Genomic DNA, 22,356 nt, shown 5'->3' with positions numbered 1-22,356 from the left:
GCATTCGCTTCTCACCGGCGCGCCCGTGCGGCTCTTCATTGCAGCCGCCTCCCCCACGCCGCTCCGGTGGCACATAGATAGGGAAAGGGACCCGCACCAATGACAGCCATCGGCCAGGACAGCCTCGGAACGCGTGAAACGCTCACCGTCGGCGGCAAGAGCTACAGCTATTACAGCCTCGCAAAGGCCGCCGCGAAGCTCGGCGACGTCAGCCGCCTGCCCTTCTCGATGAAGGTGCTGCTGGAGAACATGCTCCGCTTCGAGGACGGCGTCACCGTGACCCCCGAGGATGCCCAGGCGATCGTCGACTGGCAGCAGAACCCCAACGCGCCCGAGCGTGAGATCCAGTACCGCCCGGCGCGCGTGCTGATGCAGGACTTCACCGGCGTGCCCTGCGTGGTCGATCTGGCGGCGATGCGCGACGCGATCACCAAGCTCGGCGGCGACCCGGCCAAGATCAACCCGCAGGTTCCCGTCCATCTCGTCATCGACCACTCGGTCATGGTCGACGAGTTCGGCACGCCCAAGGCGTTCGAAGAGAATGTCGAGCTCGAGTATCAGCGCAACATGGAGCGCTACGACTTCCTGAAATGGGGATCGAAGTCGCTCGACAATTTCAAGGTCGTTCCCCCGGGCACCGGCATCTGCCACCAGGTCAACCTCGAATATATCGCCGACGCGATCTGGAGCTCGACGGCCGCTGACGGCACCACCATCGCCTATCCCGACACGCTGGTCGGCACCGACAGCCACACCACGATGGTCAACGGCCTTGGCGTGCTCGGCTGGGGCGTGGGCGGCATCGAGGCCGAGGCCGCGATGCTCGGCCAGCCGGTGTCGATGCTCATCCCCGAAGTCGTCGGCTTCAAGCTGACCGGCAAGCTCCAGGAAGGCATCACCGCCACCGATCTGGTGCTCACCGTCACCCAGATGCTGCGCGCGCGCGGCGTGGTCGGCCGCTTCGTCGAGTTCTTCGGCCCCGGCCTCGCGACGATGACGCTCGCCGATCGCGCGACCATCGCCAACATGGCGCCCGAATATGGCGCGACCTGCGGCTTCTTCGGCATCGACGACAAGACGCTCGATTACATGCGCCTCACCGGCCGCGACGACGACACCGTCGCGCTGGTCGAGGCCTATTGCAAGGCGCAGGGCATGTGGCGCCATGACGACATGGCCGACCCCGTGTTCACCGACACGCTCGAGCTCGACATGGCGACCGTCACCGCGTCGCTCGCCGGCCCCAAGCGCCCGCAGGACCGCGTCAGCCTCAACAAGGTCGACGAAGTGTTCAACGGCGACCTGTTCAAGGTCTATGGCAAGGAGAACGGCCACCGCGTCGCGGTCGAGGGCAAGGACCACGACATCGGCGACGGCGATGTGGTGATCGCCGCCATCACCTCGTGCACCAACACCTCCAACCCCTCGGTGCTGATCGCCGCGGGCCTGGTTGCGCGCAAGGCGCGCGCCAAGGGCCTGACGCGCAAGCCGTGGGTCAAGACCTCGCTCGCGCCCGGGTCGCAGGTCGTGACCGACTATCTCAACAAGGCCGGCCTCAGCGAGGATCTCGACGCGATCGGCTTCAACCTGGTCGGCTATGGCTGCACCACTTGCATCGGCAATTCGGGTCCGCTCGCCCAGCCGATCTCGGACGCGATCAACAACAACGACATCGTCGCCGCCTCGGTCCTGTCGGGCAACCGCAACTTCGAGGGCCGTGTGTCGCCCGACGTCCGTGCCAACTTCCTCGCTTCGCCGCCGCTGGTCGTCGCCTATGCGCTCAAGGGCACGGTGACGCAGGACATGATCGAGACCCCGATCGGCGAAGGCACCGACGGGCCGGTTTACCTGAAGGACATCTGGCCCACGAACGATGAAATCGCGTCGGTGATGGCATCCAACATCGACTCGGGCATGTTCAAGTCGCGCTACGGCAACGTCTATCTGGGCGACACCCACTGGCAGAAGATCGCCGTCGAAGGCTCGGACACCTACGCTTGGCCCGCCGCGTCGACCTACATCGCCAACCCGCCCTATTTCGAGGGCATGACGATGACCCCGGCGCCCGTCGCCGACATCATCGAGGCGAAGCCGCTGGCGATCCTCGCGGACTCGATCACCACCGACCACATCTCGCCCGCCGGCTCGATCAAGGCCGACAGCCCCGCTGGCAAGTGGCTGATGGAGCGCCAGGTTTCCAAGGCGGACTTCAACAGCTATGGCGCGCGCCGCGGCAACGACAACGTCATGGTCCGTGGCACCTTCGCCAATATCCGCATCCGTAACGAGATGGTTCCGGGCGTCGAAGGCGGCATGACTTCGTACAATGGCGAAACGATGCCGATCTACGACGCGGCGATGCGTCACAAGGCCGACGGCACCCCGCTCGTCATCGTCGCGGGCAAGGAATATGGCACCGGATCGTCGCGCGACTGGGCGGCCAAGGGCACCAACCTGCTCGGCGTCCGCGCGGTCATCACCGAAAGCTTCGAGCGTATCCACCGCTCGAACCTGGTCGGCATGGGCGTGCTCCCGCTGCAGTTCGCGGAAGGCGTCGATCGCAAGACGCTGAAGCTCGACGGCAGCGAGACCTTCACCATCACCGGCGTGGCGGGCCTGCGTCCGCGTCAGGATGTCGAGGTCACGCTGACCCGCGCCGACGGCTCGAGCGAGACTTTCCTCACCCGCTGCCGCATCGATACCGTCAACGAGCTTGAGTATTTCCTCAACGGCGGCATCCTGCAGTACGTGCTGCGGAACCTGGCCAAGTAAGGTCAGGCCGAATGAACATTGGGCGCAGGTGCGCGATCGCCGGGGGACTGGCCATCGCGTTGCTTGCGCCCCATGTGCACGCGACGGAGAGGAACGGCATGTACGGACTGCTCGGCAAGATGCGTGCGCAACCCGGCAAGCGTGCCGAACTCATCGCGATCCTGCTCGAGGGCACCGACGCGATGCCCGGCTGCAAGGCCTATATCGTCGCCGAGGACGTGAAGGAGTCCGACGCGATCTGGATCACCGAAGTGTGGGACCGCGCCGAGAGCCACAAGGCCTCGCTCCAGCTCCCCGCCGTCCAGGCCGCGATCGCCAAGGGCCGCCCGCTGATCGCCGGCTTCGACAGTCAGGTCGAACTCAACGTCGCCGGCGGCATGGGACTCTAACGCGGATCGTCATTCGGCGCCGAACAAGACACCGTCGTGCCGGCCGACAGCCCGATCAGCGCTGCTTCTTCGTGATGGTCGCGGTGAAGTCAGGATCCTTGTTCGCCACCCAATCCACGAATTTACGAACGTTCGGATTGTCCAGCAGCCCCGTCACGTCCATCCCATGACGCTGCAGTTCGGAATTGGTGAAATTGGCGACCAGCGTCTGCTGGCAGATCGAGTGCATCGGCACGACATCGCGCCCGCCCCGGCTCTTCGGCACGGGATGGTGCCAGACGATGGTCGTGCCGGTCGGGCGCCCACACAGCCAGCAGAGCACGGGCGCGGCTGGCGCCTCGTCTTCCCGAGGCAGATGGTCATAGGGATCATATTTCGAATTTTTGCGGGCCATGGATCGATCCGGCTGTCTGAATTGTCGCCAGCCTATAACGATGTGAACGGATCCATCACATCGGCAATTGTCACCTCGGAAGATTGGAAGAACGATGACGAATCCGTCGAAACCATGGGATGCAGAGCAGGTCCGCAAATGGCTTGAGCGGCGGTTCGAGGTATCGCGGCTGGATCAGGCGGCGGCGGACAGGCGCGGCTATGAGGCTCGGGACGATTACGACAAGGCCGCGGCCGAGGAATGGGCTTGCCGCGCGCTGAAGGGAGCGGAGAATGTGAACGATCAGGCGGCATTCGCCGGGCAGCTGAAGGAGCTCATCGGTCAGGACGACTATCCCGCGACGAGCATCCATGACGATGTCCGGTTCGAGCGGCATGTTCGCACTTATCTTCGCAAGCTGGCCAAGATGACCAAGGCGAATGAGGGGTTCGAAAAGATGCTGCGCCATCAGTGAGATGGATGAAATGCCGTCATCGGCGTGCTAGAGCCGCGGCATGCGTGATCTTGGTGGAACCGTCGAAGTCGACGGATTCAAATATGATTGGGAATTCCTGAGCGAACCCCAGCTGTCCGATGGCGATGGCTGGAAGGGCATGACGGTCTCGCTTCGGCAGCACGACATGCCGCGCGAGGCTGTGCTGGAGTTTCCAACACCCAAGCGGCTTCTCAAGGGATTGCCCAAGGGGCGTTCCCACATCAACGACACGATTGCCGCAAGGGGCGTGCGCGCGGCGTTGCTGGCGGGATGGGATCCGGCGTCGCGCGGCAAGACCATGGTTTTCATGGTCGATGCCAACGGCGACTAAAGGCATTGCGGCTGGACTGCTTTCATCGCGGTATGATCAGCGCGGAACGGCCGGATGTGGGTGGTTGGCAGACATTCGCAGGGAAGCGGATATGCTAGCGATGTCGTCACTCACCGATGGAGGCGATCCATGACAGAGAGCGAGGAGCGCCTACTAGCTGCGCTTGCCTGGATGTGCGCGCAATACATGGGAGGAGACAAAGTAGTTGATCACATGTGGATGAGCGCCGGTGAGATGGCGACTGAGATTCTGGCAGAGCACGGCTTTCTAGAAATGAACGGGCGAGAGGGTGCCTGGACCGCTGCTGGCAGAGCATTTCTTGACAGCCACTGAGCGTCCACAACAGGGTCGTTTTCCGACTGTCTGCTCTTGGCGTGGTCTACGAACTGGCGAACATCTCGAACTGGGTGGAAAGCCATCACAGCCAGAGCTACCGTGACTTCATGCCCTTATCGCTGCTCACCGTTGGAGATCACCTCTCGTTGGAGTTTGAGGTTACCGACCTCGACGCGGTGCGATCATACGTTCAAGAGCGCTATGCAGGCGTGACCAGCAAGATGGCGGGCATTGCTACGATCGTGATCATTGAAGGCGAACCGTTCACATTTCAGAACGAGTGGGACGATCCATGCCTCATTTCGGCGTCAGCAAAAGGCGACGAACTACTACGGACAATCCACGCGCATTTTGCCGATGGCTAGCGGCGGCAATGGGATCGCTTCCCGACAATCCACTCTTTCAGCGCCGATCCGGTATCGGATAGCTTGAAGACCCTAACGCTGCGCGATCGGCGCGATCCGGTCGGCCAATTCGTTGCCCCGCAGCACCACGGTATCGCGCGACCAGTTGCCGACAAACGTCGTCCGCTCCTTGAACGCCGGTGAGAGCCACGCCTTATTGTTCTCGATCAACAGCCCGTTCGAGCTGTGCTTGGCCCCTTCCGGCGCCACCGCGATCATTGTCGAGTAATTGTCCTTGTTCGGCCCCTGCTCGAACGAATTGCCCGCGATCCGCCCGGTCGCACCGTTGGAAATGTCGATCGAGTAATTGGTGTTGCGGCCCTGGCTGTCGTCGAAGCTCGAATCGAGTATCTCGATCCGCGGCGCGCGCACCTTCACATAATGCCCGCCCGTCCCGCGCTCGAACCGCGACTGGACGATACGCAGCGAGCCATAGTCGCCGATGTAGAGCGCGTGTGCACCATTGCCGGTCGGGTCCTTGCCCAACCCAGCAAAGGTCGAGCGCTCGATGATGATCTTTCCTTGCGGGAAGCTCGCACTCAGGATGCCGCATTGGCCGTCGATGAACATCGCGTTGGTGACGTGGAGGTCGCCTGTCTCGAGCCGGATGCCCGCGCCGTTGCCGTCCTCGACCAGGGTGCGCATGAACACGATCCCGTCGACCTTCGCCCCGCGTCCGCGCAGCACCAAAGTCGCCTTGCCCTCACAGATCGCACGGTCGAAGATCGCCTTGCCTGGCACTTCGGAGACGAAGTTGATCTCGCCCGCTTCCTGCACCGCGCAGTCGCTGTAGCGCCCCGGCGCGATGCGGATCGTCCCGCGCCCCTCACCGACAGCCGAGACCGCTTCCTGCAACGAGGCATAGGATCGTCCGCTCTCCTGCACGGTAAACGGCCCGCCCCGATCCTGCGGCAATGCGGGCGCGGTGGTGGCGAGCAGGGCGGCAAGGGCGATGGCGATGCGCATGGAGCGACTCCAGTGGTTTCGCGGCGTTATGCCCGAACAGAGGTGACCGCGCCCCTAATTGCGGCATCGCGTCCTGTCCCGCTTCGGAACGATGCGCGAAGACACGCATTTTCAATCACATGAAGCGCGGCCTGCGATATTGCGACGACAGCCGGCCGGGCATCACGCGGCGCAAGCTGCGGCATGGCTGGAGCTATTGGGACGCCGACGGCAACCGCATTACCGACCGCGACGAGATCGATCGGTTGAACGCCGTCGGCCTGCCCCCGGCTTACACCGATGCCTGGTATTGTCCGCATCCCAACGGCCATCTCCAGGCCACCGGGACCGACGATCGTGGCCGCAAGCAATATCGCTACCACCCCGAATTCCGCGCCGCGCAGGAGGCTGCGAAGTACGACCGCTGCGCCGCCTTCGGTCACCTCCTCCCCAAGCTCCGTGCCCGGATCGAGGCGGATTTGCGCAAGCGCTCGCTATCGAAGGAACGCGCCGTCGCCGCGGTCGTCCGTCTGCTCGACCGCGGCCATGTCCGCGTCGGCAATGAGGGGTACGCCAAGGCCAACAAGAGCTTCGGCGCCACCACGCTGCGCAAGCGCCACGCCAAGCTCGCGGGTGGCGCGCTCAGGCTCCAGTATCGCGCAAAGTCGGGCAAGCTGCGTGCCCTGACCCTCACCGACGCGAGCCTGCGCAACTTCGTCAAATGCTGCCAGGACCTGCCCGGCCAGCATCTGTTCGGCTGGCTCGACGAAACGGGCGAGGCGCGTCCGGTGACCTCGACCGACGTCAATGACTATATCCGCGAGGCGATGGGAGACGATTTCACCGCCAAGCACTTCCGCACCTGGGGGGCGAGCGTGATCGCGTTCGAAGCGCTGGCGGATGCCGACACCCCAATCGGTCTCAACGCAATGCTCGAGCCGGTTACGGAAGCGCTCGGCAACACCCCCGCCATCGCTCGCAAATCCTATGTGCACCCAAAGCTGATCGATCTCGCCAAGGATCGAGACGCGCAGGCGACGTTCCGCGATACGCTGGCCTTGCCTCGCGCCACCCGCAATCTCAGCCGCAGCGAACGCGGACTGATCGCCTTTCTCGAGAGCAATGCTATGGCGGCGAAAGCCGCCTGAAGGACCAGAATGACCAACAATACCACCGCCGCAGCCGAAAAAGCCGCCGGACTCGACTCCAACGCGATCGAGACACAGACCCGCGCTTTCTTCGCCGACGGGGTCGCCTGGCTGCAGAGCCACTGGTTGCAGATCCTGATCGCCGCCGGAATCGCCGCGCTGATCGTCGGCGCGCTCCATCTGCTGCGTCGCTGGGGGATGAAGCTGTGCGAGAAGTCGGACGGCCCCGCCGGCTGGGGCACGATCCTCGGCCGTACCGTCGCCAAGACCGGCCATTTCTTCATCATCATGGTCGCGGCCAAGCTGGTCAGCGGCTACGCGAACCCGCCCGAGATGATCTGGAAGACGATCAACTTCCTCTTCACCCTCGCCGCCGTGTTCCAGGCCGCGATCTGGGCGCGGGAGGTGATTTTGGGGGCGATCGAGAAGCGGACAGAGAGCCAAAACTATCATGGCGAGGCCTTGCTCTCGGCGCTGGGCCTGATCCGGCTGCTCGTCACCTTCGCACTGTTCGCGATCGCGCTGGTGGTGGTGCTCGACAATCTGGGGGTCAACGTCACCGGTCTGGTCGCGGGCCTCGGCGTCGGCGGTATCGCTATCGGTCTGGCGGCGCAGGGTATCTTCGCCGATCTGTTCGCGGCGCTCGCGATCATCTTCGACCGCCCGTTCCGCCGCGGCGACAGCATCGCCTATGACCAGACCAAGGGAACGATCGCCGAAATCGGTCTCAAATCGACCCGCATCCGCGCCTTCACCGGCGAAGAGCGGATCATCGCCAACCGGCGCCTGCTGGACAAGGAAATCCAGAACAACAGCGGGCGCGACCATATCCGCATCAACCTGCCGATCGGCATCGCCTACGAAACCCCGCCCGAAACGCTCGAGCGCATCCCGGCGATGCTCCGCGAGATCGTCGAGGCCGCGGGCGCAAGGACCGCCCGGGCGAGCTACAACGCGTTCGGTGCCAGCTCGGTCGACCTCGTGCTCGAGTTCGACGTCCCCGGCCAGGATTGGGAGAAGGCGCATGCGGCACGCGACCGGGTGATGATCGAAATCCTGCGCAAGTTCACGGCGGAGGATATCGTCATCCCCTACCCCACCCAAACCGCGCTCACCGCCGGCCCAGACGGGAAGTTGATCTATCCCTGGCCCGAAGATGAGCGGCCCGCACGCGACCGCTGATTCGCGGCTTCTATTTTTTCGAATATTCGGTTTGGCACAAATCGTACGGATTTACGTTACGTAAGCTCCTGTTTTCGCGTTTTCAGTAGGCTTCCCCTTGCGGAAGGTGGCGGGTTGCGCCTACATGCCCGGCGAGGACGCCAACAGGAGCCGACATGGCCGATCCGGAGACCGTGACGATCCAGCAGCTCGCCGCCCGCACGGGCGAGGAGCGCGTGTCCGATTGGGTCGAGGTGACCCAGGCGATGATCGACAAGTTCGCCGAGGCGACCGGCGACCACCAGTTCATCCATGTCGACCCCGCCAAGGCCGCGATGACGCCGTTCGGCGGCACCATCGCGCACGGATTCCTGACGCTGTCGCTGATGCCCCTGCTCAATTCGCTCACGCCGCAGCCGCGGATCGAGGGGGTGAAGATGGGCGTCAATTATGGCGGCAACAAAGTCCGCTTCCTGACCCCCGTCCGCTCCGGCAAGCGCGTGCGCGGCCATTTCAAGACATTGGAGCTGGTCGAGAAACGCCCAGGCCAATGGCAACAGACCGTCGAGTTCACCGTCGAGATCGAGGGCGAGAGCAAGCCAGCGATGATCGCCGAATGGATCAGCCAGATTTTCGTCTAACGATCATAACAAAAGGATAGCCACCCCATGCGTTCCGCCGTCATCGTCTCCACCGCCCGCACCCCGATCGGCCGCGCCTATCGCGGCGCGTTCAACGCGCTGCCGGCCCAGACGCTCGCCGCCAAGTCGATCGAGGCCGCCGTCCAGCGCGCCGGGATCGAGGGTGGCGAAGTGCAGGACGTCGTGTTCGGTGCCGCGCTCCAGCAGGGACATCAGGCCGGCAACATCGCCCGCCAGGCGCTGCTCCGTGCGGGCCTGCCGGTCAGCGTGTCCGGCATGTCGGTCGACCGCCAGTGCGCCAGCGGCCTGATGGCGATCGCCACCGCCGCCAAGCAGATCATCGTCGACAATATGGACATCACCATCGGCGGCGGCGTCGAGAGCGTCAGCCTGGTCCAGACCCCGCAGATGCGCATCGCCGCCGATCCCGAGCTGCTGGCGATGCACAATGACGTGTACATGCCGATGCTCCAGACTGCCGAGGTGGTCGCCGCGCGCTACAATATCAGCCGCGAGGTCCAGGACGAATACGGCCTCCAGTCGCAGCAGCGCACCGCCGCCGCCCAGGCCGCGGGCAAGTTCGACGACGAGATCATCGCGGTCACCGCGACGATGAACGTGGTGAACAAGGAGACCAAGGAGGTCACCCAGAAGGAAGTGACCCTCACCAAGGACGAAGGCAACCGCGCCGACACCACGATCGAGGGCCTGCGCGCGCTCCAGCCAGTCGTTCCCAACGGCGTCATCACCGCCGGCAATGCCAGCCAGCTCTCCGACGGCTCGTCCTCGTCGGTGCTGATGGAAGAGAAGGTCGCCGAGAAGCGCGGCCTCACCCCGCTCGGCCGCTATGTCGGCATGGCGGTCGCGGGCACCAAGCCCGACGAGATGGGCATCGGCCCGGTCTTCGCGATCCCGGCTTTGCTCGAGCGCTTCAACCTCAAGATGGACGATATCGGCCTGTGGGAGCTCAATGAAGCGTTCGCGGTGCAGGTCCTGTACTGCCGCGACAAGCTCGGCATCCCCAACGAACTGCTCAACGTCAATGGCGGTTCGATCTCGATCGGCCACCCCTATGGCATGACCGGCGCGCGCTGCACCGGCCATGCGCTGATCGAGGGCAAGCGCCGTGGTGCCAAATACGTCGTCGTGACGATGTGCGTCGGCGGCGGCATGGGCGCGGCGGGGCTGTTCGAAGTCCTCTGAACCGGGGGACTCCGATCCTCGAATTCGTCATTCCCGCGCAGGCGGTAAGCCATTCCGGTTCACCGATCGGATCGAGCCGCGACGTCAGCCTCAATGGATCCCCGCCTTCGCGGGGATGACGGGGTCTTCCTGAAAGAGCCGGCGGAGCGATCCGCCGGCTCTTTTCATTGAAGTCTAGAAACACGCCGTCCGTGGTGATTCCGGAAAACGAGGGGAACCGGCATGGCCGTGGAGTGGGGACTTCTCACCACCACGCCGGTCGGATCAGGGGCGGCACCCCCTCCACCACCGAGTCGCGGTGGCCCCCTCTCTCCTCCGGGGAGGATCCCGAACAGCTAGGGCGCCCGCCCCTTCACGCCCGCCTCGCGCCGCGCGAGGAAATAGGCGCGCCGCACCTGCGGCCGCATCTCGCCGACGATCCACGACCGCGTCATGTCGGAGCAGTAGAGGGGGTCGGCGCGCGAGGCATAGGGCGTCATCTCCGCGCCATGGAGCGCGCAGTAACGCTGCGCCGCCTCGGTCACTCGTTGGCGCAGCACCGCCCGCCCCTCGCGACTGTCGAGCTCAAGGTCGACGAACACCACCCGTGCCTGCATCGCCTCCGCCGCGGCCACAAGGCTGGCGCACGCCAGCAGCAGCGCGGGCAACATGGTTGCGCGCATTTCATTCTCCCGGTCAGAAGTCGACCGACATGCATCTCCCGTGGCGCGAAACGCGCGGGTTCACGGCGATGTCGGCGGGTTGGCGGTTAGTTGACGCGCTTGAAATAGCCCGTCCGCAGCACCGGCTTGCCTTCCTTGGTGAAATAGGCGGTGGTCTCGGTCATCGTCCCGCCATCGGCCGAGACGCTGTAGACCCGCGTCGAGACCGGCTCGGTCCCCTTGGCGAGCTGAAGCACCATCACATTGGGCTCGGGGCGCTTCACCACCGCGATGTCGGCATAGATTTCACCGGTCACCGGGATTGGCGTGCCGTCGAAAATGTACGTGCCGGTCGAACTGCGCTTCGACCCGTCCAGGCCCACGATCTCGACATGGGCATCCCATTTGCCGCCGCCCGCATCCTTGTACGTGACCGTGACGCCCTTGGGCTTGCGATCAGCGGGTATCTCCAACCGCGTGACGTCGAGCGACCAGCTGCCCAGCAGCGGCGAGGGCGCCGCGGTCTGCGCCGAAACCGGAGTCGCCATCGCGGCGCCCGCCAGCAGAAGACTTGTCACAAACGCGTTCATATGCTTTCTCCTAGGTGACTCGACTCGATGATACATTATATCATCACCCAGATCAATGGATCGAAATGCATTTGCGCACGATTCCCTGATCGGCCACTGGATCGGCAGCGTCAGTTCCACGCATCCTTGCCGACGCCGTGCTTGACCCGCGTGGCATCGGCGACGAAGCACGGGCCATGGGTCAATCGCTCGTCCACCGCATCCGCGTCGAATCGCACACCGTCTGGCTCGCCGCGCGCGATCCGCGCACGCCGCTCTTCGCCAAGCTGGTGGGACTGCTGGTCGCCGCCTATGCGCTCTCGCCGATCGACCTGATCCCGGACTTCATTCCCGTGCTCGGCCTGCTCGACGACGCGGTGCTGATTCCGGCGGGCGTGTGGCTGTTCTCGCGGCTCGTGCCGCCCGCGTTGATGGCCGAGCATCGCGCCACCGCCGAAGCCGCCGCCGCGCGCCCAGTCAGCAAATGGGGCGTGATCATCGTCATCGCGATCTGGGCGTTGATCGCCCTGATCGCCTATGAATTCGTGATGCTCGGCTACGACTGAACCCGCGGCCCCGGCCATTGCGGGCGGGGATCGGCACATTCGAGCGTCATGGTCTCGCCCTCGGTCGCCCGGACGGGCAACAGCGACGGGTCGAAACCATCGAGGCAGAAGATGTTCACGCCGAAATGGTCGGGCGCCGCACGCTTGCGGTGGAAGACATAGATGCCGCACCGGCCGCAGAAATAGTGTTTCGCGCGGCGGGTATTCCATTCGTACAGCGTCAGATGCTCGACACCCGCGTCGATCCGCAGATCGGCCTCGGACACCTTCGTCATCACCGCGTTACGCTTGATGCACAGCGAGCAGTCGCAGGTGGTCAGCTCGAGCGGATCGCTCAGCAGGCTGAAACGGACCGCCCCGCAATGGCAGGAACCGGGATGCGCGGTCTCGCTCATCCCCGCCCCCTCATTCGCCGTGCTTGGCGATCCATTCTTCCAGCACCGGTGCGATCTTCGTCCGCCACTTGCTGCCGTTGAAGATGCCGTAATGGCCCACGGCCGGCGCCATGTGATATTTCTTCATCTTCTCGGGCAGGCCGGTGGCGATGGTCAGCGCCGCCTTGGTCTGGCCCAGGCCCGAAATATCGTCGCGCTCGCCCTCGACCGCGAGCAATGCGGTGTCGGTGATCGCACCCGGATCGACGCGGCGGCCGCGATGCATCATCTCGCCCTTGGGCAGCGAATGCGCCTGGAACACCACGTCGATGGTCTGAAGGTAGAATTCGGCGGTCATGTCGCAGACGGCGCGATATTCGTCATAGAAGCGCATCGTCGAATCCGCGCTCTCGCCGTCGCCCTTCACCAGATGTTTGAACATCTCCCAGTGCGAAATCATGTGGCTGCCCAGGTTCATCGTCATGAAGCCGGCAAGCTGAAGGAAGCCCGGATAGACCCGACGCCCGGCGCCCGGATAGGTCGTCGGCACGGTCGCGATAACGTTCTGCGCGAACCATGCATGCGGGCGCTCGGTCGCCAGCGTGTTGACCGCGGTCGGCGCCTCACGCGTGTCGATCGGCCCGCCCATCATCGTCAGCGTGCGCGGGCGGTTGGGGTGCTTGTCAGCGTTCATCAGCGCGACCGCGGCATAGACCGGGACCGAAGGCTGGCAGACCGCAAGGACATGCGGGCGCTGGTCGCCTTGCGCGCCGATCGTCTCCATGAACTCGATCACGTAATCGACATAGTCGTCGAGGTCGAAGCGCCCGTCGGCGAGCGGCACCTGCCGCGCATCGCGCCAATCGGTGATATAGACATCGGCGGTCGGGAGCATCCGCTCGACCGTGCCGCGCAGCAGCGTCGCGAAGTGGCCGCTCATCGGCGCGACGATCAGCAGCTTGGGGCCGCCCTCGACGCCTTCCCGCACGAAACGCTTGAGCTGGCCGAACGGCTTGCGCAGCACGATCTCTTCATGGACGGCGATTCGCTTGCCATCGATCGTGGTGAAATCCAGCCCGAAATCGGGTTTGCCGCGCGGAGCGGCGGCGTGCGCGAACACTTCCAGCGCCGAGGCGAGGATCGGTCCACCCCCGAAATAAGCAAAGGGATTTGCGGGATTGTTCAGCAAACCGGCGCTAAAATTGGCCAGCGCGCTCGCGCCCGCCAGCATGGAGCGCTGCATTTCGTAAGCATCATACAACATCGGTGTTACTGTCCACGCCCCACGCATTCCGTCTGACAACGGTGGCAGGGGGTTATAGCGGCCGGGTGCTGCGGTGCAATGTGCATAACATACCGAACTTTCGATCACTCTATTCGGTTCCCATCGCCGCGGCTTGGCGCTAGTCGCCACCCATGGCCGAGCCTGACCAGAAGCCCGCGACTCCCCCGGCACCCCGCAAGCTGACCAGCCTGCGGATCGTCTGGCACTATGCGACCCGCTACCCGCTCCAGCTCGGCCTCGCGATCGTCGCGCTGGTCCTTGCGGCGGGCGCCACCTTGTGGATCCCGCGCACGTTCAAGGAAGTGGTCGACAAGGGGTTCGGCCCCAACGCCGACCCGTCGCAGATCGGCGCCTATTTCCAGGGGCTGCTGCTGGTCGTCGTCGTGCTCGCCTTCGCGACCGCGATGCGCTTCTACTTCGTCTCCTGGCTGGGCGAGCGCACCGTCGCCGACATGCGCGCGGCGGTTCACCGCAACCTGCTGCGGCTTCCGCCCAAATGGTTCGAGGAGAACCGCCCGTCGGAGATCGCCAGCCGCCTCACCGCCGATACCGCAGTGGTCGAGCAGATCGTCGGCACCACCGTCTCGGTCGCGTTGCGCAACCTGCTGATCGCGATCGGCGGCACCGCCTATCTCTTCGTGCTGGCGCCCAAGATCGCCGCCTATCTGATCATCGGCATTCCGGTGATCGTCCTCCCGATCATGTGGCTCGGCGGCAAGGTGCGCCGCTTCTCGCGCACCAGCCAGGATCGCGTCGCGGATATCGGCGCGATCGCCTCGGAAACGCTCGGCGCGATGCGTATCGTCCAGGCCTTCGGGCAGGAGCGCCGCGAAGGCGAGCGCTTCCAGGCCGCGGTCGATGCCGGCTTCGCCACCGCGCGCAAGCGCTTCGCCACCCGCGCGGTGATGACCGCGCTGGTCATCTTCGCCCTGTTCACCGCGATCACCCTCATCATGTGGGACGCGGTCTATGGCGTGGCCGAGGGGCGCATCTCGGGCGGTTCGATCACCGCCTTCGTCATCACCGCGGGCCTCGTCACCGGCGCGTTCGGCGCGCTGACCGAAGTCTATGGCGACCTGCTCCGCGCCTCGGGCGCCGCCGGCCGTCTCGCCGAGCTGCTCGCGCAGGAACCGGACATCGCCGCGCCCGCGAACCCGACCCCGCTGCCGGTCCCGCCGCTGGGCGCGATCGAGTTCGAGAACGTCACCTTCCGCTATCCGACCCGTCCCGAGGTCTCGGCGCTCCACCAGTTCACCCTCTCGGTTGCACCGGGCGAAACCGTCGCGGTCGTCGGCCCCTCGGGCGCCGGCAAGTCCACCCTCTTCCAGCTCGTCCAGCGTTTCTACGATCCCGAAGGCGGCGAAGTCCGCGTCGATGGCATCCCCGTCCGCTCCGCCGATCCGGGCGCGGTTCGCGCGCGCATGGCGATGGTGCCGCAGGAGACGGTGATCTTCGCCGCCTCCGCGCGCGACAATCTGCGCTACGGCCGCTGGGACGCCACGGAGGAGCAGATCTGGCAGGCGGCCGAGGCCGCCAACGCCGCCGAATTCCTGCGCGAGCTACCCCAGGGCCTCGAAACCTTCCTCGGCGAAGATGGCGCGCGGCTGTCAGGCGGCCAGCGCCAGCGCCTCGCCATCGCCCGCGCGCTGCTGCGCGACGCCCCGATCCTGCTGCTCGACGAAGCGACCAGCGCGCTCGATGCCGAAAGCGAGCGCCTCGTCCAAGATGCGCTCGAACACCTGATGCAGGGCCGCACCACCCTCGTCATCGCCCACCGCCTCGCCACCGTCCGCGCGGCCAAGCGCATCATCGTGATGGACGACGGCCGCATCGTCGAAACCGGCACCCATGCCGAGCTGGTCGCGCAGGGCGGCCTCTACGCCAAGCTCGCCTCGCTCCAGTTCAACGACGCGCCGTAGCCTCCCCATACCGCCACCCGGGGCACAAGGCCGGGGTGGCGCGTAGGAATCAAGGCACCCCAACCCCAGGCTATACCCTCAAAACCGCTCGCGCGTTGCCGGAGAGCCTTCCTCCCGCATAGTCTCCGCTCGGTCTTGCGAGGGGGATATCCATGAACCAGCATCTGTCGCGCCGGCAGCTCATCGGCGGCGCGCTCGCCAGCGGCCTCACCCTCCGCACCGCGTCCGCCGCGACCGCCTCCGCAACACTGTTCCGCGAAGTCACACTCGTCGACGGCACCGGCGCCCCGCCGCGCCTCGCCGACGTCCTCGTCACCGGCGATCGCATCGCCGGCATCTCCGCGCCCGCCGCCCGCACCCGCGTCACCGCCGCCCGCATCGTCGCGGGCGAGGGCCGCATCCTCGCTCCCGGCTTCATCGATACCCATACCCATGGCGATCCGCTGACCGACTCCTTCGACGGCTTCCTCGCCATGGGCGTCACCACCATCACGCTCGGCGTCGATGGCGGCGGTCCGCGGATCAAGGGCAATCTCGATCTGCGCGGCTGGATGCGCGCCGCCGACCACGCACCGCTCGACCTCAATGTCGTCGCCCTCGCCAGCCACGGCACGCTGCGCCGCGTCACGAACATCCCCGACTCCGTCCGCCGCCCCGATGCAGCCGCGCTCGCCCGCCTCGAAGCCCAGCTCGACGCCGAACTGCGCGCGGGCGCCTTCGGCCTCACCTATGGCCTCGAATATGTCCCCGGCATCTATTCGGAGACCCCCGAGCTGACCGCGCTCGGCCGGGTCGTCGCACGCCATGACGGCGTCGTGATGAGCCATATGCGATCGGAGAATGACGACGAGATCGAGGCATCGATCGACGAGCTGATCGCCTCGGCCGGCCCCGCCCGCCCCCACATCTCGCACCTCAAAATCGTGTTCGGCAAAGGCGAAGCCCGCGCCCGCCAGCTGCTCGACTATCTCGCCGCCAAGCGCCGTGCCGGGATCGACCTTACCGCGGACGCCTACCCCTATAACGCGGGCTTCACCGGCATCGCGATCCTGTTCCCGCAATGGGCGCTCCCGCCGACCGACTACGCCAATGTCCTCGCCACCCGCCGTGCGGAGCTGCGCGACTATCTCGAAAAGCGCATGATCCGCCGCGGCGGGCCAGACATGCTGCTGCTCGGCACCGGCAAATATGCCGGCAAGACGGTGGCGCAGGCCTCACGGGAAGCCGGCCTCGCCTTCCCCGATTTTCTCATTCAGCTCGGTCCCAATGGCGGCTCCGGCGCGCATTTCACGATGGATCAGGCGCTGCAGGACGTGCTGCTGCTCGATCCGATGGTGGCGATCTCTACCGATGGCGGTCCGGGGATGCGCCATCCGCGCGCTACCGGCACCTATGCCAAACTGATCGAAGACTATGTCGTGAAGGGCAAGCGCGTCGCCGTCGAGGAAGCCGTGCGCAAGGCCACAAGCTTCCCCGCCCGCATCCTGCGCCTGGCCGATCGCGGCACGATCCGTCCCGGCGCCAAGGCCGACCTGATCCTGTTCGATCCGGCCAAGGTCCATGCCCGCTCGACCTATCTCGATCCCTTCGCCCTCGCGCAGGGGTTCGACATGGTGATGGTCAACGGCCAGCCCGCCTTCGAGAAGGGCGAACGCATCGCCCGCTCCGGCCGCCTGCTGCGCGCAACCCGAAGCTAGAGCCGCCGCCGCCAGATCCGGTCATCGTCGATTCGGTCGCCCAGCTGGAAGGTGCAGTTGCCGATCGCCTCGAACCCGTGACGCGAATAGAAGCGCTTGGCGCGCTCATTATGGTCGAACACGGTGAGGTAGAGTTCGCTCGCCCCCAACGCGCGGGCTTCGTCCAGCCCCCATTGCATCAGCCGCTCGGCGACGCCGGTCCCGTGCCAGTCCGCCAGCACATAGATTTGCTGCAGCTCCAGCGCATCCGGCGCGGCATCCTCGGCCGGCGCGCGCAGCGGCGTCAGCTTGGCATAGCCAATCGGCTCGCCGCTCGCGGCCGCCACCTGCCAGCGCACGTCCGGCGCGCCAAAATCCCGGGCCATGGTCCCGCCCGGCCGATAGACCGCGTCGCAGAAGCGCTCGAACGCCTCGGCCTCATAGTGTTTCGCGAAGGTCGCCGTGAAGATCCGCCGCGCCACCGGCAGCAGCCGCTGCAGCATCGCCGCATCCGGCACGTGGAATTCCACCCCTGTCGTCACATCGATCTCCATCGGCAATCGAGATAAATATAAAGACATAAAGATATCTTTATATCAATAGTGGAGATCGTCACCGTGGTGTCAGCCCTCCAGGCTAAACCTCCGCTCGATCCCGATCGCGTCCAGAAACGCCTCGTCATGGCTGACCACGATCAACGCGCCGTCATAGGCCCGCAACGCGGCCTCCAGCAGCGCGATCGAATCGATGTCGAGGTGATTGGTCGGCTCATCCAGGATCAGCAGCCAGGGCGGCGTCTCCCCGGCGAGCGCGCAGGCCAGTCCCACGCGAAGCCGCTCCCCGCCCGACAATGTGCCCACCAGCTTCAGCGCGTCGCGGTTGCGGAACGCGAAGCGCGCGCAGGCGGCATAGGCCTCCTGTTCGGCAAGCCCCGGATTGAGCCGCCGGAAATTGGCGAGGATGCTGGCATCCGGATCAAGCATCGCGACATGCTGGTCGAGCATCACGACCCGCCCATCGATCCGGCGAACGTCGCCGCCGTCCGGCTCGACGATGCCCGCCGCGATGTTCAGCAGCGTCGTCTTGCCCGCGCCATTCGGGCCGGTCACCGCGACTCGTTCCGGGCCGCGCAGGCTGAACGACCACGGTCCGAGCGTGCGGCCGTCGCGCTCGACCCGCACCGCCTCCAGCGCCAGCAATTGCGCGCCGCTCGGCAAACCGCTGGGCGGAATCGATATCGCCAGCGGCGTCAGCACTTCGACCCGCGCCCGCGCCGCATCGGCCTTGTCGGCGGCCTCGCCGACCAGCCGCTCGCCCAGCAGGTTCGCGCGCGCGCCACTATTCTCCGCGCGCTCGGCCTGCCTGCCCAGCAGGATCTTCGGCGCCGATCCGCTTGCGGCATAGGCGCGCCCGGCCTTGTCGCGCCGTGCCTTGCCCTCACGCTGTTGCTGGAGGTTGCGTTCGGCGCCGCGCAGCGCGGCCTGCGACCGCTCAAGCTCGGCAGCGGCCCGGTCCCGTTCGCCCTCGCGCTGCTCGGCAAAAGCCGACCAGCCCCCGCCGACGATATGCACGCCCACCGGAGTCAGTTCGACGATCCGCTCCATCGTCTCCAGCAGGTCGCGGTCATGGCTCGCGATCAGCACGCCGCCGCGCCAGCCGCGGATCAGCGCGTGGATCGCCGCACGCCCGGCCGTGTCGAGATTGTTGGTTGGCTCGTCGAGCAGCAACAGATCCGGCTTCTCGATCAGGAGGCGCGCGATCCCGACGCGCATCCGCTCCCCGCCCGAAAGCGATCCGACCCGTCGGTCCAGCGGCATCTCCACAAGCCCCGCCTCGGCGAACGCCGCTTCGACCCGGCTGTCCAGCGTCCAATCCGCGAGTTCCAGATCCTCGGCGTCGCTCTGCCCCGCCAGCACCCGCGCCAACCGGGCCAGCTCCGCGTCGATGCCCAGCGCCTGCGCCAGCGTCAGGTCAGGCGGCCAGTCCTGCGCCAGCATCGCGACGGTGCCGCTCCGGTGCACGCTGCCCGACGCGGCTGGTGCCTCGCCCGCGGCGATGCGCAGCAATGTGGATTTTCCGGAGCCGTTACGCCCGACCAGCCCGACCCGTTCATGGCCGAGCGCGAGGGTCAGCCCCTCGAACAGAAACCTGTGGTCAGGGGTGCGTGCGGAAACGGAATCGAAGGTCAGAAGTGCGGACATGGAACCTCTCGGATGCTGCAAAACGGGTCGTCTTGTTCATCCGGTCGTTCACGCCACGCACTCCTGCATTTGATGGGCTGGATTTAAGGGCTAGCTCCGACTCCCGCAAGGCGGCTGTGGCCGCCGCTGCGATGCGCTAGCCGCGATAGAGGGCGTAGGTCAGGCAGGCCAGGATGATCCCCAGCACGATCGCGACGATCTTCTTCGGGTTCCGTTTGCGCCGGCGATCCTGGCCCATGCGGTCCAGATCGAACCAGTAATAGGCAGGCGCGGCCTGGCGGATCACGCCCGAGGCGAGCAGGCGGTCAAAGGCCCGGCGCTCGACCGGTCCCGACGGGACATACTCGATCGCGTCACCCGGCGCGATCGCGCGATGATCGGCGAAATGCCGCTGGACGCGAAACTGCGCCAGATCCGACGATCCGCCCAACGTCACGCTCTTGCTCCCGATATCCATGCCGCCAATAGTCGGGGACCAATCGAACCGTTTCAAGAGCGCGATCAACGGGTAAGACTATTCGCCAGCTTCACCCGCACAAAGAATCCCCTGCTCCCCGACAATCCTCCTCCGTAGCAAAAGCATTTCGCCATGCCGTTCCGCTTCTTTCGCCCGATCCTTGCCGGCGCACGGCCGCGTGACCGCATTATCGCCTGTATCGGCGCGGCGATCTGCCTTGCGCTCACCGTGCTGATCTGTGCGCAGTTTCCCCTCGCGGCGTCGGATTTGCCGCTGATCGTCGCGCCGATGGGCGCGTCGGCGGTCCTGATCTTCGCCGTCCCCGCCAGCCCACTGGCCCAGCCCTGGCCGGTGATCGGCGGCAACACCCTTTCGGCGCTCGTCGGGGTCGCGGTGTTCCAGCACGTTCCCGATCCGATGCTGGCGGCCGGCCTGTCGGTCGGACTCGCGATCCTCGCCATGTCCGCCTTTCGCTGCCTCCACCCGCCGGGGGGCGCCGCCGCGCTCACCGCCGTGATCGGCAGCCAGGGCATCCACGCCGCCGGCTATGCCTTCGCCTTCGCCCCGGTCGCGATCAACTCGATCGCGCTGGTCGCGCTCGCGATGCTCTTCCACCGCATTTCCGGCCACAGCTATCCGCACGTCCCGGTACCGGTCGATACCAGCACCCAAGCGGCCGGCCTGCATCTCGACGATATCGACAAGGCGCTCGCCGAACTGCCCGACAGCTTCGACATTAGCCGCGAGGATCTCGACGTGCTGCTCTCAAGGGCCGAAGCCCACGCCATCGCCCGCCGCAAGCGGCGTTGAACCGCCCTTGCAATGTTGGAAGTCGTCTGCTCCGCTGACGAAAACCGGGTTTCCGGCATGGTCCCCAAACAGTCTCGCGCGCGTAGGGGCGTGACCTTTGGGACCTTTGGAAGCCACGGTATGGCGGCAATGGGAGAGTAGAATGGCACGCGAGCTCGATCTGATCGTCTATGGCGCCACCGGCTTCACCGGCCGTCTCGTCGCCGAATATCTCGCGCAGCGCTATGGCGACGGCAGCGTCAACTGGGCGATGGCGGGCCGATCGCTCACCAAGCTGGAACAGATCCGCGATGAGATCGGCGCGCCGGCCTCGACCCCGCTCATCGCCGCCAATGCCGACGATCCCTCCGCGCTCAAGGCGATGGTCGAGCGGGCGAAGGTCGTGATCTCCACCGTCGGCCCCTATCAGCTCTACGGCAACGATCTCGTCGCCGCCTGTGTCGAGACCGGCACCGGCTATGTCGACCTGTGCGGTGAGCCCAACTGGATGCACGACATCATCGCGCGGCACGACGCCGCGGCGAAGGCAAGCGGCGCGCGCATCGTCCTGTCATGCGGCTTCGACTCGATCCCCTTCGACCTCGGTGTCTGGACCGTGCAACAGGCGGCCAAGGCCAAGTTCGGCCAGCCCGCCCCGCGCGTGAAGGGCCGTGTGCGCAAAATCCAGGGCGGCCCCTCGGGCGGCACCTTCGCCAGCGGCAAGGCGACCGCCGCCGCCGCCGCGAAGGACCCGGCGGTGTTCAAGGTTCTGCTCGATCCCTTCGCGCTCACCCCCGGGTTTGAGGGGCCGAGCCAGCCCAAGGGCATCATGCCCGAATATGACGAGGCGGTCGGCGGCTGGGTCGCGCCGTTCATGATGGCGGTGATCAACACCAAGAACATCCACCGCACCAACTTCCTCGCCCACCATCCCTATGGCCGCGATTTCCGCTATGACGAGATGATGGTCGCCCCGGGCCTCGGTGAACTCGGCAAGGCCGCGGCCGAGGCGATCGCCAAGATGAACCCGATGAACTCGGACAAGGGGCCGGCTCCCGGCGAAGGCCCGTCGAAGGAACAGCGCGACAACGGCTTCTACGAGATCGACTTCATCGCCGAAATGCCCACGGGCGAGCGCCTCACCGCCACCGTTACCGGCGACCGCGACCCGGGCTATGGTTCGACCAGCAAGATGATCGCCGAAGCGGCGCTCTGCCTGCTGCGCGACGTCGATGGCGGGGGCGGCGTCTGGACCCCCGGCGCGCTGATGCCGGAACCGCTCAAGGCCCGGCTCGAGGCCAATGCCGGGCTGACCTTCCGGGTCGCCTGAGGGAGACCCGTCACCCCGGCAGCGACGGGGATCCATTCTGGTAGAACAGCATCGCCACCACCGCGAGCAGAACCGAGACGGCGATCACCACCGGCACCAGCTTGCGCCGCCGCCGTTCGACCGCCAGCTCATAGGCGCGCAGGTCCAGCCAGTAATAGGCATGCCCCTCCTTGCGGATCAGCCGCTCGGCGAGCAGCCCGTCGAACGCCGCCTTGAGCTCAGCAGGCGGCTTGTAGAGAATGGTGTCGTACGGCGTGATGGCATGCTGGGCGCAAAAATGGTCGACCAGCTTGCGCCGCGCCCGCCCCGCCTTGGTGATCGCAACCGACTCAACCGCCATACCCCACCCC

At 65.9% G+C, this 22,356-nt stretch carries 25 protein-coding genes; 15 read left to right on the top strand and 10 right to left on the bottom strand.

Going from position 1 to position 22,356, the window contains the following annotated elements:
* Nucleotides 1-99 precede the first annotated feature (99 nt).
* Both acnA and AC07M1_RS04815 read left to right on the top strand, forming a co-directional pair.
* Nucleotides 100-2,772: an aconitate hydratase AcnA gene (gene acnA, locus AC07M1_RS04820; protein WP_495161428.1), complete on the top strand. Its 2,673-nt coding sequence runs from the start codon at nucleotides 100-102 to the stop codon at nucleotides 2,770-2,772.
* Between the two features lie 98 nt (nucleotides 2,773-2,870).
* On the top strand, nucleotides 2,871-3,161 hold the full coding sequence (locus AC07M1_RS04815; protein ID WP_495161427.1) for a putative quinol monooxygenase: 291 nt from the start codon (nucleotides 2,871-2,873) through the stop codon (nucleotides 3,159-3,161).
* A 55-nt stretch (nucleotides 3,162-3,216) separates the two neighbouring features.
* On the opposite strand, the gene AC07M1_RS04810 is transcribed toward AC07M1_RS04815, so the two are convergent.
* Nucleotides 3,217-3,555: a hypothetical protein gene (locus AC07M1_RS04810; RefSeq protein ID WP_066573827.1), complete on the bottom strand. Its 339-nt coding sequence runs from the start codon at nucleotides 3,553-3,555 to the stop codon at nucleotides 3,217-3,219.
* A gap of 94 nt (nucleotides 3,556-3,649) precedes the next feature.
* On the opposite strand from AC07M1_RS04810, the gene AC07M1_RS04805 reads away from it, so the two are divergent.
* The 4 genes from AC07M1_RS04805 to AC07M1_RS04790 all read left to right on the top strand — a co-directional run bounded on the left by AC07M1_RS04805 (nucleotide 3,650) and on the right by AC07M1_RS04790 (nucleotide 5,062).
* Complete coding sequence (locus AC07M1_RS04805) at nucleotides 3,650-4,009, top strand: hypothetical protein (RefSeq protein WP_495161426.1); 360 nt, start codon at nucleotides 3,650-3,652, stop codon at nucleotides 4,007-4,009.
* 40 nt (nucleotides 4,010-4,049) lie between these two features.
* Complete coding sequence (locus tag AC07M1_RS04800; protein ID WP_495161425.1) at nucleotides 4,050-4,361, top strand: hypothetical protein; 312 nt, start codon at nucleotides 4,050-4,052, stop codon at nucleotides 4,359-4,361.
* A gap of 129 nt (nucleotides 4,362-4,490) precedes the next feature.
* Nucleotides 4,491-4,694, top strand: a complete 204-nt coding sequence (locus tag AC07M1_RS04795; RefSeq protein WP_495161424.1) for a hypothetical protein — start codon at nucleotides 4,491-4,493, stop codon at nucleotides 4,692-4,694.
* A gap of 41 nt (nucleotides 4,695-4,735) precedes the next feature.
* A complete protein-coding gene (locus AC07M1_RS04790; RefSeq protein ID WP_495161423.1) occupies nucleotides 4,736-5,062 on the top strand; it encodes a hypothetical protein in 327 nt (108 codons plus the stop codon).
* Between the two features lie 72 nt (nucleotides 5,063-5,134).
* On the opposite strand, the gene AC07M1_RS04785 is transcribed toward AC07M1_RS04790, so the two are convergent.
* Entirely contained in the window at nucleotides 5,135-6,067 is a 933-nt protein-coding gene (locus AC07M1_RS04785) for a right-handed parallel beta-helix repeat-containing protein (protein ID WP_495161422.1), read from the bottom strand.
* Between the two features lie 119 nt (nucleotides 6,068-6,186).
* Between AC07M1_RS04785 and AC07M1_RS04780 the strand changes: the two genes are divergently transcribed.
* The 4 genes from AC07M1_RS04780 (at nucleotide 6,187) to AC07M1_RS04765 (ending at nucleotide 10,199) form a co-directional block, all read left to right on the top strand.
* Nucleotides 6,187-7,194 carry a DNA topoisomerase IB gene (locus AC07M1_RS04780; protein ID WP_495161421.1) on the top strand — a complete coding sequence of 336 codons (1,008 nt, stop codon included), beginning with the start codon at nucleotides 6,187-6,189 and terminating at the stop codon, nucleotides 7,192-7,194.
* A 9-nt stretch (nucleotides 7,195-7,203) separates the two neighbouring features.
* Complete coding sequence (locus AC07M1_RS04775) at nucleotides 7,204-8,376, top strand: mechanosensitive ion channel family protein (RefSeq protein WP_495161420.1); 1,173 nt, start codon at nucleotides 7,204-7,206, stop codon at nucleotides 8,374-8,376.
* 155 nt (nucleotides 8,377-8,531) lie between these two features.
* The gene (locus AC07M1_RS04770) at nucleotides 8,532-8,996 is read left to right on the top strand and encodes a MaoC family dehydratase (RefSeq protein ID WP_495161419.1); all 465 of its coding nucleotides are present in this window, start codon (nucleotides 8,532-8,534) and stop codon (nucleotides 8,994-8,996) included.
* A 27-nt stretch (nucleotides 8,997-9,023) separates the two neighbouring features.
* Entirely contained in the window at nucleotides 9,024-10,199 is a 1,176-nt protein-coding gene (locus AC07M1_RS04765; RefSeq protein ID WP_495161418.1) for an acetyl-CoA C-acyltransferase, read from the top strand.
* A gap of 335 nt (nucleotides 10,200-10,534) precedes the next feature.
* Here AC07M1_RS04765 and AC07M1_RS04760 read toward each other — a convergent pair whose 3' ends face one another.
* Nucleotides 10,535-10,861, bottom strand: a complete 327-nt coding sequence (locus tag AC07M1_RS04760) for a UrcA family protein (RefSeq protein WP_495161417.1) — start codon at nucleotides 10,859-10,861, stop codon at nucleotides 10,535-10,537.
* An 86-nt stretch (nucleotides 10,862-10,947) separates the two neighbouring features.
* Nucleotides 10,948-11,430: a hypothetical protein gene (locus AC07M1_RS04755; protein ID WP_495161416.1), complete on the bottom strand. Its 483-nt coding sequence runs from the start codon at nucleotides 11,428-11,430 to the stop codon at nucleotides 10,948-10,950.
* A 137-nt stretch (nucleotides 11,431-11,567) separates the two neighbouring features.
* Between AC07M1_RS04755 and AC07M1_RS04750 the strand changes: the two genes are divergently transcribed.
* On the top strand, nucleotides 11,568-11,975 hold the full coding sequence (locus AC07M1_RS04750) for a YkvA family protein (protein ID WP_495161415.1): 408 nt from the start codon (nucleotides 11,568-11,570) through the stop codon (nucleotides 11,973-11,975).
* Here the strand turns inward: AC07M1_RS04750 and AC07M1_RS04745 are convergent.
* Both AC07M1_RS04745 and AC07M1_RS04740 read right to left on the bottom strand, forming a co-directional pair.
* Complete coding sequence (locus tag AC07M1_RS04745; protein WP_495161414.1) at nucleotides 11,966-12,370, bottom strand: GFA family protein; 405 nt, start codon at nucleotides 12,368-12,370, stop codon at nucleotides 11,966-11,968. The genes AC07M1_RS04750 and AC07M1_RS04745 overlap by 10 nt on opposite strands.
* Nucleotides 12,371-12,380: 10 nt before the next feature.
* Complete coding sequence (locus AC07M1_RS04740) at nucleotides 12,381-13,613, bottom strand: polyhydroxyalkanoate depolymerase (protein ID WP_495161413.1); 1,233 nt, start codon at nucleotides 13,611-13,613, stop codon at nucleotides 12,381-12,383.
* Nucleotides 13,614-13,765: 152 nt separating this feature from the next.
* On the opposite strand from AC07M1_RS04740, the gene AC07M1_RS04735 reads away from it, so the two are divergent.
* Entirely contained in the window at nucleotides 13,766-15,553 is a 1,788-nt protein-coding gene (locus AC07M1_RS04735; protein WP_495161412.1) for an ABC transporter transmembrane domain-containing protein, read from the top strand.
* 152 nt (nucleotides 15,554-15,705) lie between these two features.
* Nucleotides 15,706-17,250, top strand: coding sequence for an N-acyl-D-amino-acid deacylase family protein (locus AC07M1_RS04730; RefSeq protein ID WP_495161411.1), 1,545 nt, complete (start codon nucleotides 15,706-15,708; stop codon nucleotides 17,248-17,250).
* Here the strand turns inward: AC07M1_RS04730 and AC07M1_RS04725 are convergent.
* From AC07M1_RS04725 to AC07M1_RS04715, 3 genes are all read right to left on the bottom strand, one after another.
* Nucleotides 17,247-17,783, bottom strand: a complete 537-nt coding sequence (locus AC07M1_RS04725; protein WP_495161410.1) for a GNAT family N-acetyltransferase — start codon at nucleotides 17,781-17,783, stop codon at nucleotides 17,247-17,249. The two genes, AC07M1_RS04730 and AC07M1_RS04725, sit on opposite strands and share 4 nt — an antisense overlap.
* Before the next feature lie 69 nt (nucleotides 17,784-17,852).
* Nucleotides 17,853-19,430 (bottom strand): ABC-F family ATP-binding cassette domain-containing protein, encoded by a 1,578-nt coding sequence (locus AC07M1_RS04720; RefSeq protein ID WP_495161409.1) that lies wholly within the window; start codon nucleotides 19,428-19,430, stop codon nucleotides 17,853-17,855.
* Between the two features lie 136 nt (nucleotides 19,431-19,566).
* Nucleotides 19,567-19,887, bottom strand: a complete 321-nt coding sequence (locus tag AC07M1_RS04715; RefSeq protein ID WP_495161408.1) for a hypothetical protein — start codon at nucleotides 19,885-19,887, stop codon at nucleotides 19,567-19,569.
* A 132-nt stretch (nucleotides 19,888-20,019) separates the two neighbouring features.
* On the opposite strand from AC07M1_RS04715, the gene AC07M1_RS04710 reads away from it, so the two are divergent.
* Both AC07M1_RS04710 and AC07M1_RS04705 read left to right on the top strand, forming a co-directional pair.
* Nucleotides 20,020-20,697: an HPP family protein gene (locus AC07M1_RS04710; protein ID WP_495161407.1), complete on the top strand. Its 678-nt coding sequence runs from the start codon at nucleotides 20,020-20,022 to the stop codon at nucleotides 20,695-20,697.
* 142 nt (nucleotides 20,698-20,839) lie between these two features.
* The gene (locus tag AC07M1_RS04705) at nucleotides 20,840-22,006 is read left to right on the top strand and encodes a saccharopine dehydrogenase family protein (RefSeq protein WP_495161406.1); all 1,167 of its coding nucleotides are present in this window, start codon (nucleotides 20,840-20,842) and stop codon (nucleotides 22,004-22,006) included.
* A gap of 10 nt (nucleotides 22,007-22,016) precedes the next feature.
* Here the strand turns inward: AC07M1_RS04705 and AC07M1_RS04700 are convergent, their stop codons facing one another.
* Nucleotides 22,017-22,346 carry a hypothetical protein gene (locus AC07M1_RS04700; RefSeq protein ID WP_495161405.1) on the bottom strand — a complete coding sequence of 110 codons (330 nt, stop codon included), beginning with the start codon at nucleotides 22,344-22,346 and terminating at the stop codon, nucleotides 22,017-22,019.
* Between the last annotated feature and the right edge of the window lie 10 nt (nucleotides 22,347-22,356).

It is taken from the genome of Sphingomonas sp. GW821-FHT10C01 (assembly GCF_059415525.1).
The sequence above is the reverse complement of the archived record's forward strand: the minus strand, read 5'-3'. Positions and strand labels throughout refer to the sequence as shown.